Genomic DNA, 12,535 nt, shown 5'->3' with positions numbered 1-12,535 from the left:
GTGGGGAAAGCAACCCGAACGTAGACGAAATCTCTCTCTCTCTCTCTGGGGTACTCAGAAAAACGTTGTGTCTAAAAGGGTGATATCCCCAACCCGGGAATTTTTGAAAGTGTGTCCCACTCCACGTGTTGAACGAAATCGCCCCACTCGAAGCACGAACAGGATACCGCCGCGGGAGCGTTCTCCAATCAACCAGAACCACGCGAAGGCGTCGGGGTGCGACTGCGCTGCAAGTCGACTCTTGCCTCCCAACTCGCTGCAAGAGCACCGGAACCCCTAGCCTTACGGCGTTTTGACTCGTATCCAAAAGCGGTGTGAGGTAAAGTGGGCCGGCGCAGATTCGAACTGCGGTTACGGCCACCCGAAGGCCGAAGGATACCAAGCTACCCCACCGGCCCGCAATCCTACTATGTGCGTCGGATTGTTTAACGGTTCCGAAACAGCCCATCACCGGGGCGCTTGATAGCGATTTTCGCCATCTCCAGACCGCTTCAAAACTGCTCGTATCCGTCCGTATCCAGATAGTGATGGGCGACGGTAATCGCCTGGTCGGCGTGTAACAGTTCGGGCCCGAGTCGGAGCTGCTGGTCGACGGCTTCCTCGAGAAGTCGCTCCTCCTCGTCGGTAAAGTCCCGGTGGTCGGAGAGGACGAAGACAGGGTTCTCGAGCGTTCCGACCTCGGTCACCGCGTCACCCGCTTCGTGCAACTGCACCACCGTCCCGTCGTCCGCGACGTCCTCGAGCGTTGCCTCGAACCCGCGTCGATACAGTTCGATGCCGGGGCTTGGCTCTGCGGGGAGCGCACCGATGGCTTCGTCGCGGTGCTCCAGAGCCGTTCGAACGAGGGCGGCGGTACTCCGTTCGTCGGGGTTGAGCCGACGGAGTTCGCTGCCGTCGAACGTGATCGTGAGTTCGTCCTGGACGACGAGGTGGGTGCGGACGTCCTCGCGGATCCCGTGGGAGGTGACGAACGACGCGGTAATCGATCGACACAGCGCGTCGAGCCGACCGGCACCGCCCGCGAGGTCGTCGAGCGAGAACTCGGGCTCGAGCGGAACGTCGTGACCGATGAGTACGAACTGGCGCATACCGGGGGAAAGGGGACCGGCGGGATAGCCGCGACGGTTTGTCGGCGGTACCGTGGCCTGTCTAGGGTTGGCGTACAACGAAATTGCGGGGCTCCAGTCGCTGTGACACCGTCTTTGCTATCGCAGTTTGGATCCACTATTCGAGGAGTTGACATTGCATAGGCATGGCCAACCGTTTCCGGTATCTCGGGTATGGTATACCTATATGGCGAAATCACAGTCGTCGCAGACGAGCGGCGGAGATCGGCAGTTACTCGCGCTCCTCGAGGGACGGTCGTGTTCGTACTGTCCCGATGGCGAACTCGAGCGGGACGTCTACAAGGACAATCAGGCGGTGGTCTGTGACAGTTGCGACACGCCTCACGCCCAGTTGTGGTGAGACGAGAGCGGGTGCCGAACGGTAACTATCCCGCGTTTTTGTCACCGGTTATCGCTCCAGTCGTTTACCGAATCCCGAACGCGAAAACAGCGACTCTGTAGCTCCCCACGCCAGCGTCGAGCCACCGGTGTTCTTTCGGCGGTCGGATCCGACCGATCGGGTCATCGCGTGCGGGAACCGGAGTAGTCGTGGCCGATGACGAGCGCGAGGACGTGAATGGCGAGGAGTCCGAGGAAGATCGATAACATCCCGGCGGAGTCGATGCCCAAGAGGAAGACGGGGAAGTACGCGACCGGCAACAGCGTGCCGAGCCAGAAGCCGGCAGCGGTGACGGACTGCTCTAGGTGCATCATCATGGCATTATCGCATCGTATCCAGCGAGACGAACGACTCGTCGTGGGCGGTGATCCAGTTGGTCATCAGTTCGTCCTCGCTCGCCTCCCGCGGAAAGATCGCACACTCGTTGGGAGCGTCCTCGTTCTCGACGGTGACGTGGTCGAGGTCGGTCGTCGGTTCGTCGGTGGGGGAATGGCTGTCGGCGTCCGTATTCATCTGTGACAGGCGATGGGGAATCGCTCCGTCTATGCCTATCAGCAAATCACCTATTGTTATCGAGTCGCTAACCGGTTTCACAGTGCCGATAGCGTCCGATCCGTCTCGTTGCGGATCGTGCATTCACTCCATCGAGACCGAAATCAGTGCTAACGTGTACGAGCACACTACGAGCGTCGCTCAAACACCCGTCTTCGGAGCTATCGATGTACGCGACTATTTCGTCCGGTCTCGAGCGATCGCAGTACGTCTCCTCGCTCGGAACGCGGGCGTTAGGAAATCGATAAGAGAGTTCGACGTCGTCGCGTCGTTCGGTTCTGGGCCGTTGGACTACTGCGCAGGCGGTCGCACACCGAGGGTCAGCGACGCCGTGGTCTCCACGCCGTTTCGCCAGAGATCCATCTCGATCGTATCGCCCGGACTGGTCTCGAGGTCGAGATACGTCGAGAGCGCGTGGCGGTCGGGGATCGGTTCGCCGTCGATGGCGAAGATGACGTCACCGCCGGCGGGGACCGGATCACTCCCGCCCTGAATCGTCGCCGGTTCGAGGACGCCGTCTGCGGGTTCGCCGTCGATGACGTCGGTCACAATAATCCCAGTGGCTTCGGGGAGGTTGTTGGCCTCGGCGATGTGTCGATCGACGGTCGCGAGGCCGATTCCCATGAAGGGATGGTCGTACTCGCCGGCGTCGATGAGCGTCGGAACGATTCGACTCGTGAGCGCTCCGGAGATCGCAAAGCCGATGTTCTCGCCGCCGCCGGCGTTGATGACGCCGATGACTTCGCCGTCCAAGTTGACGAGCGGGCCGCCGCTGTTGCCAGGGTTGACCGCGGCGTCGGTCTGGATCACGTTCGAGAACGAGAAGTTCCGGTTCGGCGCATCGAGCGTTCGATCGACCCCGCTGACGATCCCCTTCGTCATCGATCCCTCGAGGCCGTATGGGTTGCCGATCGCGAGTACCTCCTGACCGACGACGGGGCGTTCGTCGGCGAGCGACAGCGGCGTCGCTCCGTCGGGAACGTGATCGACTTCGAGGACGGCCAGGTCGCTGTAGCGATCGATACCGACGACGCGGGTGCTCGTCCAGTCGCCGTTGATGTACTGCAGGTCGACGCTATCGCCGCCGGCGACGACGTGTTCGTTCGTAACGACGTGAGTCTCGTCGAACACGAAGCCCGATCCCTGTCCGCGCCCCTCCTCGCCGGTGATCGGGTCGTCGACGCCGTGGACCTGCACCTGCGTTACCGAGTCGATAACGGACTCGTAGACGTCCGTAAAGGTCGATCCGTCGGCGACGTTGTCCCGGTCGATCGTTCGCGAGGAAGTGCCCTCCATCGAGTTGTCGACTCGGGGCTCGGAACAGCCGGCGACGGCACCGACGAGTCCGGCACCGGCGAGCGCCAGAAAGCCGCGCCGATCCGGTCGGGAGTCGTTCATGTGCTGGGGATAGGATCCTACCCATTTGAATCTCCGGAATGTGATATGTCGCGGTTCGATCTAGGATCTACGATGGACCGTGTACGATGCGCGATGTCCGCGGGCGTGACGATTAATCGGAAGAGTATGGCTGCGTTTTCAACCCGGTCAGCCGTCCGCCCGAAGGGAAAACGTGTTACCCGCGGCCGCCCGATTCTCGTGATATGATCACGGAAGACGCCCGCGAGCTACTCGAGACGGGAGCCGTCTGTGACTCCTGTCTCGGACGCCCGTTCGCCGAGCGGAGCTTCGGACTGACCAACGCCGAGCGCGGTCGGGCGCTGCGCACGACCGTCGCGATGGCCGATGACGAGGACTTCGCCCCCGTCGACCCCGAAACCTGCTGGGTCTGTGAGGGCTACTGCGGAACTTTCGATGCGATCGCCGAGACGATCGTCGACGCGCTCGCAGACGTCGAGTTCGCCACCTATCAGGTCGGGACTCGCGTCCCGCCGCTGGTCGAGGAAAACGAACGGCTCTTCCGGGAGGACGCCGGCCTCGAGCCGGACGTCGGCGAGTTCCTCAAACAGGAGAGCAACCGCGAGGTGGGGCGTCGCGTCGGCGCGAAGACGGAGACCGAAGTCGACTTCGATCGACCGGACGTCCTCGCCGTCATCGATCTCGAGGGGTTCGACCCCCTCGAGGACCTCGAGTCGGACTCCGTCACGAGCCACGCGGTCGACGTGCAGGTCAATCCGGCGTTCGTCTACGGTCGGTACCGCAAACTCGAGCGGGACATTCCCCAGACCGAGTGGCCGTGCCGAGAGTGTGGCGGCAGCGGGATCCAACTCGGCGACGAGGGCGAAGAGCCCTGTGACTACTGCGGCGGATCGGGGTACATGTACGATACGAGCGTCGAACAGGTCGTCCGTCCCCACGTCGTCGAGGCGATGGACGGCGAGGAGGGCACCTTCCACGGCGCGGGTCGCGAAGACGTCGACGCCCGAATGCTCGAGGAAGGGCGGCCGTTCGTCCTCGAGGTGAAGCGACCGAACACGCGCGATCCGGATCCCGCAGCCCTCGAGCGCGAGATCAACGAGGCTGCGGCGGGAGCCGTCGAGGTCGAGGGACTGCGGCTGGCGACATACGAGATGGTCGAGCGCGTCAAGGAACACGACGCGAGCAAGCAGTACCGCGCCGACGTCGAGTTCGCCGACCCCGTCGAGGAAGCCGACTTCGAGGCGGCGCTCGAGGAACTCGCGGGGACGACCGTCGATCAGGACACGCCACAGCGCGTCGACCACCGCAGAGCCGCGCTCACGCGCGAACGGACCGTCTACGATATCGACGGCGAACTGTTCGAGCCGACCCGGGCCGAAGTGCGGATCCACGGTGAGGGCGGGCTCTACGTCAAGGAACTCATCAGCAGCGACGACGGGCGGACGGTGCCGAGTCTGGCCGGGTTACTCGAGATCGACGCCGAGGTGACGGCCCTGGACGTGACCGGCGTCGAAGGCGAAAACGAGCCGTTCGAACTCGAAGAGTACTTCCTCGACGAGCCGCGCGAAGAAACGGCGGCCTGAATCGGCCGATAGCATCGAGCGCGAACGCCGCGTCGGTTCAATCCGCTTCGGCCGTTCGCGTTACTCGGTCGCCTGCGGTTCGCCGTCGGGATCGTGGGTCTCGTACCACTCGAGCAGTTCCTCGAGGCGGTGAATCGCCCGATCGGGGTCGCCGATGTTGTGGTGTTCGTCGGGGTAGACGACGAGTTTCGCGTCGACGTCCTGTTTTCGTGCCGCGACGTAGAGCTGCTCGGACTGGGAGGGCGGACAGCGCCAGTCCTGACCGCCGGCCATCACCAGCAGCGGTGTGTCGATCGCGTCGGCATCGACGATGGACGAGGATTCGTCGTAGCGGTCGGGGTGTTCCCACGGAAGTCCAAATTCGGATTCCATCATCGCGTGGGTGTCGTCGGTGCCGAACGCCGACCGCAGGTCGTAGATGCCGTGTTCGGGTGCCGCGGCCGCAAACAGATCCGTCTGCGTGACGAGATACCCCTGTGCAATGCCGCCGTAGGAGAAGCCGTGCCCGAAGATGCGGTCGGGATCCGCCCAGCCGCGGCCGACAAGCGCTTCGACGCCGGCGGCGATATCCGCGGCTTCGACGGTTCCCCAGCGGCCGTGCAGTTCTTTCGCGAACGCCTCCCCGCGGGAGGTCCCGCCGCGGTAGTTCGGCCGAAAGACCGCGTAGCCGCGACTCGTCAGCGCCGCGTGGTCGAACCGGAACTCCGGTTCGTCGTACGACAGCGGCCCGCCGTGGATCGCGACCACGAACGGGTGTGGCCCGTCGGCCTCGAGATCGATCTCGGGGTCGTGGTAGACCACGCCGTCTATCGCCCAGCCGTCGGACTCCCACTCGACCCGGCGGGCGGTCGGCATCGGATACTCCTCGAGCAACGCGTCGTTCACCCGCGAGAGCCGCCGGAGCGATTCCGGCTCTTCGTCGGCGGTGAGGTCGTCGACGGCGACCGTGTAGACGTCGATTCCCTCCTCGGGGTCCGAGAACACCACCGCGGCGGTCGACCCGTCGCTCGAGACGTCGAACGCGGCGATCGCGCGGCCGTCGCCTTGGGCCTCGAAGAGCCGCTCGACGGTGCCCTCGTCGTCCGCACGCACGAGCCGCGTTCGGGACTCGTCGGCGATGAGCGTGTAGACGGCGTCGTTGATCCAGTTGAGTTCTCCCTGTCGGGCGATCGTCCGATCGAGCGAGTCGGTCAGCGACCGGTCTGCCTCCCCGTCGTGTAGGTACACGTTCGCCGGTCGGTACCGGTGGTCCGGATCCTGATCGATGAAGGCGAGACTGCCGTCCGATCGCCAGCGCGGATTCGAACAGCCGCGTCCGCCGTCGGTGAGGCGTTCCAGGTGCTCGCCGTCGGGATCGATGGTGTAGAGGTCGCGGACGAGCGTATCGTCGGGCCGGTCGGTTCGGCAGGCGGTAAACGCGATTCGGCCGGTCGGACCCCAGTGGGGCTCCATCCCGGACAGGTCCTGAAAGGCACCGCCGCCGTAGGCGTCGTCGAGTCGCCGCATCTCCCCGGCGTCGCGGTCGACGACGAACAGGTAGGTCGTCACGTCGTCCGTCCAGCCGACGCCGTCGAGTTTGTGTTGGAGTCGCGTTGTCTCGATCGGGCCGCCCTCGCGTCGCTGGTCGAGTTGCTCGCGCTGGTCGTCGGTCGGATCGCGAGAAGCGACGACGAACCGGTCGCCGTCGGGCGACCAATCGAACTCCGCGACGCCCTCCTCGCGGTCGGTCACCTGTCGCGCGTCGCCGCCGCGCTCGAGGTCGAACACCCAGAGCTGCTGTTTCGGCTCGTCGCCGCCGGCGTCGTCGCTCCCCTCCGCGTCGTCCGTGTCGTCCGCATCGGTCTCCGCCGACGACTCCTCGTCGCTCTCGCCGGTCGCTTCGTCGTCGCGGTCCTGCCATCCCACCCGACGCTCGACGTCGGTTTCGCGCGCGGCGAGAAACGCGAGTTCGTCGCCCGACGGGCTCCAGGCCGGACTCGACGCGCCCGCGACGGTCGTCAGCCGGTGGGGCTGGCGGGAGCCGTCGGCGGGGACGACGAACAGCGAGGCGACGGCCTCGTCGGCCGATTGATCGTACTCGGTTGCAGTGAACGCGACTCGCTCCCCGTCGGGAGACACCGCGAGGTCGGTGAGTTGCGTGAGATCGTAGAAGGCATCCAGTGGAATGTCGGTCCGTTCAGTCACGACGTATTCGTGTTAACCGATTGTATTATATATTGTGGAAATAGCCACTGGTGGAGCCGAGAACGGTATCGGATCGGCGGGGGAGTCATCGATTCGAGAGTCATACTGTCGAACAGAACGACGTGACGATCGGTCGCTCTACTGGGGCCGTCTCCGATGTCGGCGGCCGCGACTTCGTATTGACTTCTGTCCGACAGTATCACAACCGTTATTTCACTGTCCGGCGAGCTATCGTCGTATGCCATTCGGCGTCGACGAAGCGGGAAAGGGGCCGGCGTTCGGATCGATGTTCGCCGCGGCCGTCTACTGCGAAGAGCCAGCGGTCCTCCCCGACGGCATCGCGGACTCGAAGCGACTCACACCCGACCGCCGCGAGGAACTCGCGTCGACGCTCCGCCGGGACGATCGGATCCGCGTCGGCCTCGCCGAGATCACGACGGCGCGGATCGACGACCCGGAGACGGACATGAACTCCCTGGCCGTCGCCGCCCACGCCGAAGCGATCGAGGGGGCGCTCGAAGACCTCGAGCCCGAGGCGCTCGAGACCGGCTCGATTTCGGGACTCTGTGACGCCTGCGACACCGACGCGGATCGGTTCGCCCGTCGGGTTAGCGAGGCCTGTTCGGCCGCCTCTGGCCTCGAGGACAGGAAAGAACGTCTCGATCTCGAGGCCCGCCACGGAGCCGACGACGACTCGCAACTCGTCGGCGCGGCCAGCATCGTCGCCAAGGTCGAGCGCGACGCCCACGTCGCGGACATCGCCGAGGAGTACGGCCCGATCGGCAGCGGCTACCCAAGCGATCCGAACACGCGGGCGTTCCTCGAGTCCTACGTCGCGGAACACGGTGCTCTCCCGCCGTTTGCCCGCGAATCGTGGTCGACCTGCGAGACTGCGTTAGCCGAGGCCGAACAGACCGGACTCGAGCAGTTCTGACGCGAATCCGTCCCCCGCCGTCCATCGGGCGTTTTATTCATCCGGTCGACACACGAACGACTCGTGTTTGACGTCGTCGCGCTCCTCGCGCTCGCTGCCGTCGCCACGGGCGTCGTCTGGAAGGGCAGCACGTGGCTCGAGACGTCCGCCAACAGTCTCGCGGCCGGCTACGGCGTCCCGCCGGTCGTACAGGGGGCGCTCATCGCCGCCGCGGGCTCGAGTATGCCGGAGCTGGTGAGCGTCCTCGTCTCGACGCTTCGTTACGGCGAGTTCGAACTCGGCGTCGGCGCGATCGTCGGCTCGGCCGTGTTCAACCTGCTGGTCGTCCCCGCCGTGGCGGTGCTCGCGGCCGACGACAGCGGCATGTCGACGGGTAAGGATCTCGTCTACAAGGAGGCGCTGTTCTACATGCTCGCGGTCGCGTCGCTCCTGTTGACGTTCTCGCTCGCGGTGATCTACAACCCGATCGAGGGGCCGGGGCTGCAGGGAGACATCACGCGGCCGCTCGCGCTGTTTCCGCTGGTGCTGTATGGGCTCTACGTGTTCACGCAGTACCTCGACGCCGCCGACCACGCGGTTGCGGGTGACGTCGATGTTAACCTCGGCCGGGCGTGGCTCTGGTTCGGCCTCGGACTGGTCGTCATCATCGTCGGCGTCGAGGGGCTCGTCCAGGCCGCACTCGGACTCGGAGATGCGTTCGGGACGCCCGCGTTCCTCTGGGGAATGACCGTCGTCGCCGCGGGCTCGAGTATCCCCGACGCGTTCGTCAGTGTCACCGCTGCCCGAGCCGGCCGGCCGTCGGTCAGCCTCGCGAACGTGCTGGGGAGCAACGTCTTCGATCTGCTCGTCGCGGTGCCGGTGGGCGTGTTGGTCGCCGGTACCCTGGCGATCACGTTCGCTCACATCGTCCCGATGATGGGTTTTCTCATTCTCGCGACGATCGTGTTCTTCACCATCGTCCGGACCGATATGCTGCTGTCAGAACGGGAAGCCTGGACGCTGCTCGGACTGTACGGCCTGTTCGTGGTCTGGCTCGTCCTCGAGAGCGTCGGGCTGTCGAGCGTCGTGCCGACGTGACTCGCCGGCGGATGGGGGCACCCGAGCGGCTCGAGGCGGACCCCGAGTTGCAGTATCAGGCTCGCTGCTCTTATCCGCGGCACCCCTAGAGGTGCTGTTCCGATGCCGATCTGTACGAACTGCGACACCCCTGTCTCCCTCGATTTCGCGCGTGCGTACGGTGACGACGGTACCGTCGACTGGTGTCCGCGCTGTCGAGACGGCCGGTAACGACGCAACAACGAAAACGAGGATCGATCAGAAAGCGAACTCGAAACCGCAGCGTTCGAACGCTCTTCTACTTGTCCGTCAGCAGCCGCTGGAGGATATCCCCGTAGGCCGGTCGGGTGATGAGCACCCCGATCAGCACGCCGAGGATGGTGATGATCGCGAACCCGCGAAGGTCCCCGAGGCTCAACACGGCCAGCGGCGACATGGCGATGATCGTCGTCGCCGCGGCGGCTCCGATGATCCAGAACGCCTTGCGGAAGCGGGATTCGAACACCTTCTGTGAGTTCACTTCGCCGTCGTCCATCACCTCGTCGGCGATGATGATGAGGTCGTCCACCCCCGTCCCGACGACGGCGATGAAGCCGGCAACGTGGGAGAGATCCAGCGGCATGCGTATCAGCGCCGCGAAGCCGAGCAGGATCAACACCTCCGCCATCGCGGTGACGACCATCGGTGCGGCGACCCGGACGTCACGGTAACGCAGGAACACCATTCCGCTGACGGTCAGCACCGACAGGGTGCCGATGATCAGCGAATAGAGCTTGAACTGATCGGCGAGTGCCGGCGACAGCGAGAGCGTCTGTTCCTGGCCGAAGTCAAGCGGTGCCGGCAGCGCGCCGGCCTGCAGGTTCACCGAGAGCGTCTGGGCCTGCTGTTGGCTCTGGGCCCCCATCACGAACGAGGGGTCGTTCGCCCAGGTGCCGGCGCTCATTCCGTCGGCGAGGTCACCCATCGAGTGGGCGTCGACGACCTCTCCGTCGACGACGGTGAGCAGACAGTACTGCTCGTCGGTGTCCGCGTGATCGAAGTTGATCGTCTCGCCGTCACCCCGGAGCGAACACTGTCCGATCCCTTCGCTGGTAAAGCCGAGTTCGTTCATCCGCTCCTGGAAGTGAGGCGCGGCGTTACTGTCGACCTGAACCGGCACGCTGTAGCCCGTCCCTCTCTCGGCCGGCTCCGGCGGATCAACCTGCACGATATCCTCGCCTTCTAACACCGTCTCGTTCGTGTGCGAGCCGTTGCCGTCCGGGTGGTAGGCTCTCACCTCGACGACCCCCCGTTCGGAGAGGAGTTCACGGAGTTCGTCGGGATCCATATCCGGCACTTCGGTGACGATGTAGTAGTCGCCGCCGAGTCTCGCCGACTCGTAGGCGTCACCGCCGGAGAGACCGGCCGCGTTGATCTGTGACTGGATCGTCTCGACGATCTGGTCCCGAGTCTGTGCCGACACGCCGTCGCGGATATCGTCAGGGTCCACTTCGACGTCGGCTTCCGCGAGCGCGGCGGCGAACTCCTCTTCGGTTACCTCGTGGGTGAACACTTCAGCGTGGACGTTGCCGTCGTCGTCGACGCTGACACTTGCGTTCCCCGTATCGAGGTCGAGTTCGTCATACAACGTGTTCTCGATCTCGGTGAGCCGTTCGCGATCGACGGTGCCGTCTTCATCGTCGACGGCCCCAGCGTCGATGTCTTCGGCGGTCATCCCGATGACCGGGGCGCTAATCCGCGTCCCGCCGTCGAGTCCGAGCCCGTACTCGAGGTTCGTCGGGTTGTCGTCGACGCTTTCGTCCTCGACGAGGCTATCGTCGGCCATGATGCCGCCAGGGATGAACAGGGCGAGGAGGGCCCCGCTCACGAAGCCGACTAGCAGGAGGATCCGCCAGTACTCCTTGACGAAACTGATCGGCCCCATTAGGATCTCACCCCGTGGAACTTGTACCAGCGAAGCAGACTCAGGTTCAACATGTAGGTGTTCATCAGGTCAGCCGCGAGACCGACGAAGAGGATGATCCCGATCGACGCCAGCAACTCGACGCCGAACAGCCACGCGGTGACGCCCATCACGAGCATCGCCGACATCGACGTGACCGTCATCGTCACACCGGTCTCCATCGCACGAGTGGTGCTCTCGTAGAAGTCACCCTGCCGACGCAGGATGTGGTTGTTCAACAGGATGTCGGAGTCGACCGAGTATCCGATCAACATCAGCAGGGCGGCGACGGTCCCCAGCGAGAGCGAGATGCCGGCGACCGCCATGAACGCGAGCGGGATCACGATATCCGAAAACGCCGAGACCACGATCGCGATCGACGGCACGAACGTCCGAAAGAGCAAGAACGCGAGCACGCTCATTCCCAGGAACGCTGCGGCGATCCCGAGCAGCGCCGTCTGCTGGGTCTGTGCACCGAAGCTTTCGGATACCGTCGACTCGAGCTGGACGATATCGTTATCGCCGTCCTGTTCGAGGTTGGTTTCGGCCTGTTCGCTCAGCGCCGAGAGATCGGTCGACGTGAACTGGACGATGTACTGGTTCTCCGTGTCAGGCGCGGTGACCGCCTGGACCGACTCGGGTTCCTCGTCGAACGCGTTCGCGATCTCGTCTTCGGAGGACGTCGTCTGAACGGTCAGCTCCGATCCGCCAGCGAAGTCCATCCCCAACTGAACCGGCGTTCCGGTGACGAGAAACGAGCCGGTGAGGACGAGCAATGCAACCGCGAGAACTGCAAGCGGCACCGCCGCGAGTTGGCGGTTGCTGTACCGGGTATAATTGATCTCCGGTACGTCGAAATACCCCATATACGCGACCACTGGGGGTCGGCCGAAGTAAGCCTTCTCAATTTCTGCAGCATATTTCCGCGAGAACGTTACTCCAGCGACGATGGTCTGAAGCCGCTCGAGCCCGTTTCATCCGTTATGACGCCTGAATCAGGTCAAAATCCCGGACGTGTTGTAGAACCGACCAGTTCGCCAGAACACCAGCCCGCCGATCGGGTCGTCGTTTCCTACCCGGCCGACCTCTCGGACTGGGGTCGGTTTCAGGTCGAGAAGCGGTCGTTTCGCGCCTTCCTTCGGAAGACTCGTGAGCGGGCCCGTTCGGGGGACGTCTGGGAGGAGTTCGTCGGTGTCGGCTGCTGTGGCAACACCCTGGACGTCCCGCTGCGGGTCGAACGGGTCGATGGGGGCTCCCTGATCGACGAAGAGACCGAGATCAGCTACGACGTTCGGGAGGCCTGCGGCCTCGAGGGAAGCTGGCGGGTCCAGAGCGAGGGTGGCCCCAATCGGGCTTGAGCGGGTCAGGGATGCGCTGGACGGCCCCGAAATCTGCCCGCTT

General features: G+C 64.4%; 13 protein-coding genes and 1 tRNA gene. 6 read left to right on the top strand and 8 right to left on the bottom strand.

Annotated elements, in window-relative coordinates; genetic code table 11:
- Window positions 1-325 precede the first annotated feature (325 nt).
- Window positions 326-398, bottom strand: a tRNA-Pro gene (locus tag GS429_RS15800).
- Between the two features lie 93 nt (window positions 399-491).
- Window positions 492-1,088 carry a tRNA (pseudouridine(54)-N(1))-methyltransferase TrmY gene (gene trmY, locus GS429_RS15795; protein WP_160066307.1) on the bottom strand — a complete coding sequence of 199 codons (597 nt, stop codon included), beginning with the start codon at window positions 1,086-1,088 and terminating at the stop codon, window positions 492-494.
- Between the two features lie 205 nt (window positions 1,089-1,293).
- On the opposite strand from trmY, the gene GS429_RS21955 reads away from it, so the two are divergent.
- Window positions 1,294-1,467 carry an HVO_A0556 family zinc finger protein gene (locus GS429_RS21955; RefSeq protein WP_201294038.1) on the top strand — a complete coding sequence of 58 codons (174 nt, stop codon included), beginning with the start codon at window positions 1,294-1,296 and terminating at the stop codon, window positions 1,465-1,467.
- 161 nt (window positions 1,468-1,628) lie between these two features.
- Here the strand turns inward: GS429_RS21955 and GS429_RS15790 are convergent, their stop codons facing one another.
- From GS429_RS15790 to GS429_RS15780, 3 genes are all read right to left on the bottom strand, one after another.
- Entirely contained in the window at window positions 1,629-1,817 is a 189-nt protein-coding gene (locus GS429_RS15790) for a DUF8028 family protein (protein ID WP_160066491.1), read from the bottom strand.
- A gap of 10 nt (window positions 1,818-1,827) precedes the next feature.
- A complete protein-coding gene (locus tag GS429_RS15785; RefSeq protein WP_160066306.1) occupies window positions 1,828-2,019 on the bottom strand; it encodes a DUF7511 domain-containing protein in 192 nt (63 codons plus the stop codon).
- 330 nt (window positions 2,020-2,349) lie between these two features.
- A complete protein-coding gene (locus tag GS429_RS15780; RefSeq protein ID WP_160066305.1) occupies window positions 2,350-3,456 on the bottom strand; it encodes a S1C family serine protease in 1,107 nt (368 codons plus the stop codon).
- A 203-nt stretch (window positions 3,457-3,659) separates the two neighbouring features.
- On the opposite strand from GS429_RS15780, the gene GS429_RS15775 reads away from it, so the two are divergent.
- Window positions 3,660-5,018: a tRNA pseudouridine(54/55) synthase Pus10 gene (locus GS429_RS15775; RefSeq protein ID WP_160066304.1), complete on the top strand. Its 1,359-nt coding sequence runs from the start codon at window positions 3,660-3,662 to the stop codon at window positions 5,016-5,018.
- 60 nt (window positions 5,019-5,078) lie between these two features.
- On the opposite strand, the gene GS429_RS15770 is transcribed toward GS429_RS15775, so the two are convergent.
- Entirely contained in the window at window positions 5,079-7,202 is a 2,124-nt protein-coding gene (locus GS429_RS15770; RefSeq protein WP_328821433.1) for a S9 family peptidase, read from the bottom strand.
- A gap of 238 nt (window positions 7,203-7,440) precedes the next feature.
- On the opposite strand from GS429_RS15770, the gene rnhB reads away from it, so the two are divergent.
- From rnhB to GS429_RS22700, 3 genes are all read left to right on the top strand, one after another.
- Window positions 7,441-8,136: a ribonuclease HII gene (gene rnhB, locus GS429_RS15765; RefSeq protein WP_160066303.1), complete on the top strand. Its 696-nt coding sequence runs from the start codon at window positions 7,441-7,443 to the stop codon at window positions 8,134-8,136.
- A 63-nt stretch (window positions 8,137-8,199) separates the two neighbouring features.
- Window positions 8,200-9,213 carry a sodium:calcium antiporter gene (locus tag GS429_RS15760; protein WP_328821432.1) on the top strand — a complete coding sequence of 338 codons (1,014 nt, stop codon included), beginning with the start codon at window positions 8,200-8,202 and terminating at the stop codon, window positions 9,211-9,213.
- Between the two features lie 102 nt (window positions 9,214-9,315).
- Window positions 9,316-9,423, top strand: coding sequence for a DUF7563 family protein (locus GS429_RS22700; protein ID WP_425438203.1), 108 nt, complete (start codon window positions 9,316-9,318; stop codon window positions 9,421-9,423).
- Window positions 9,424-9,490: 67 nt separating this feature from the next.
- On the opposite strand, the gene GS429_RS15755 is transcribed toward GS429_RS22700, so the two are convergent.
- A complete protein-coding gene (locus GS429_RS15755; RefSeq protein ID WP_160066302.1) occupies window positions 9,491-11,116 on the bottom strand; it encodes a preprotein translocase subunit SecD in 1,626 nt (541 codons plus the stop codon).
- Window positions 11,116-12,000 (bottom strand): protein translocase subunit SecF, encoded by an 885-nt coding sequence (gene secF / locus GS429_RS15750; RefSeq protein WP_160066301.1) that lies wholly within the window; start codon window positions 11,998-12,000, stop codon window positions 11,116-11,118. Before secF ends, GS429_RS15755 begins: the two co-directional genes overlap by 1 nt.
- Before the next feature lie 117 nt (window positions 12,001-12,117).
- Between secF and GS429_RS15745 the strand changes: the two genes are divergently transcribed.
- On the top strand, window positions 12,118-12,492 hold the full coding sequence (locus tag GS429_RS15745; protein WP_201294037.1) for a DUF7968 family protein: 375 nt from the start codon (window positions 12,118-12,120) through the stop codon (window positions 12,490-12,492).
- Window positions 12,493-12,535: the final 43 nt, after the last annotated feature.

The sequence above is a fragment of the Natronorubrum halalkaliphilum genome, assembly GCF_009834785.1.
Lineage (GTDB): Archaea > Halobacteriota > Halobacteria > Halobacteriales > Natrialbaceae > Natronorubrum > Natronorubrum halalkaliphilum.
The sequence above is the reverse complement of the archived record's forward strand: the minus strand, read 5'-3'. Positions and strand labels throughout refer to the sequence as shown.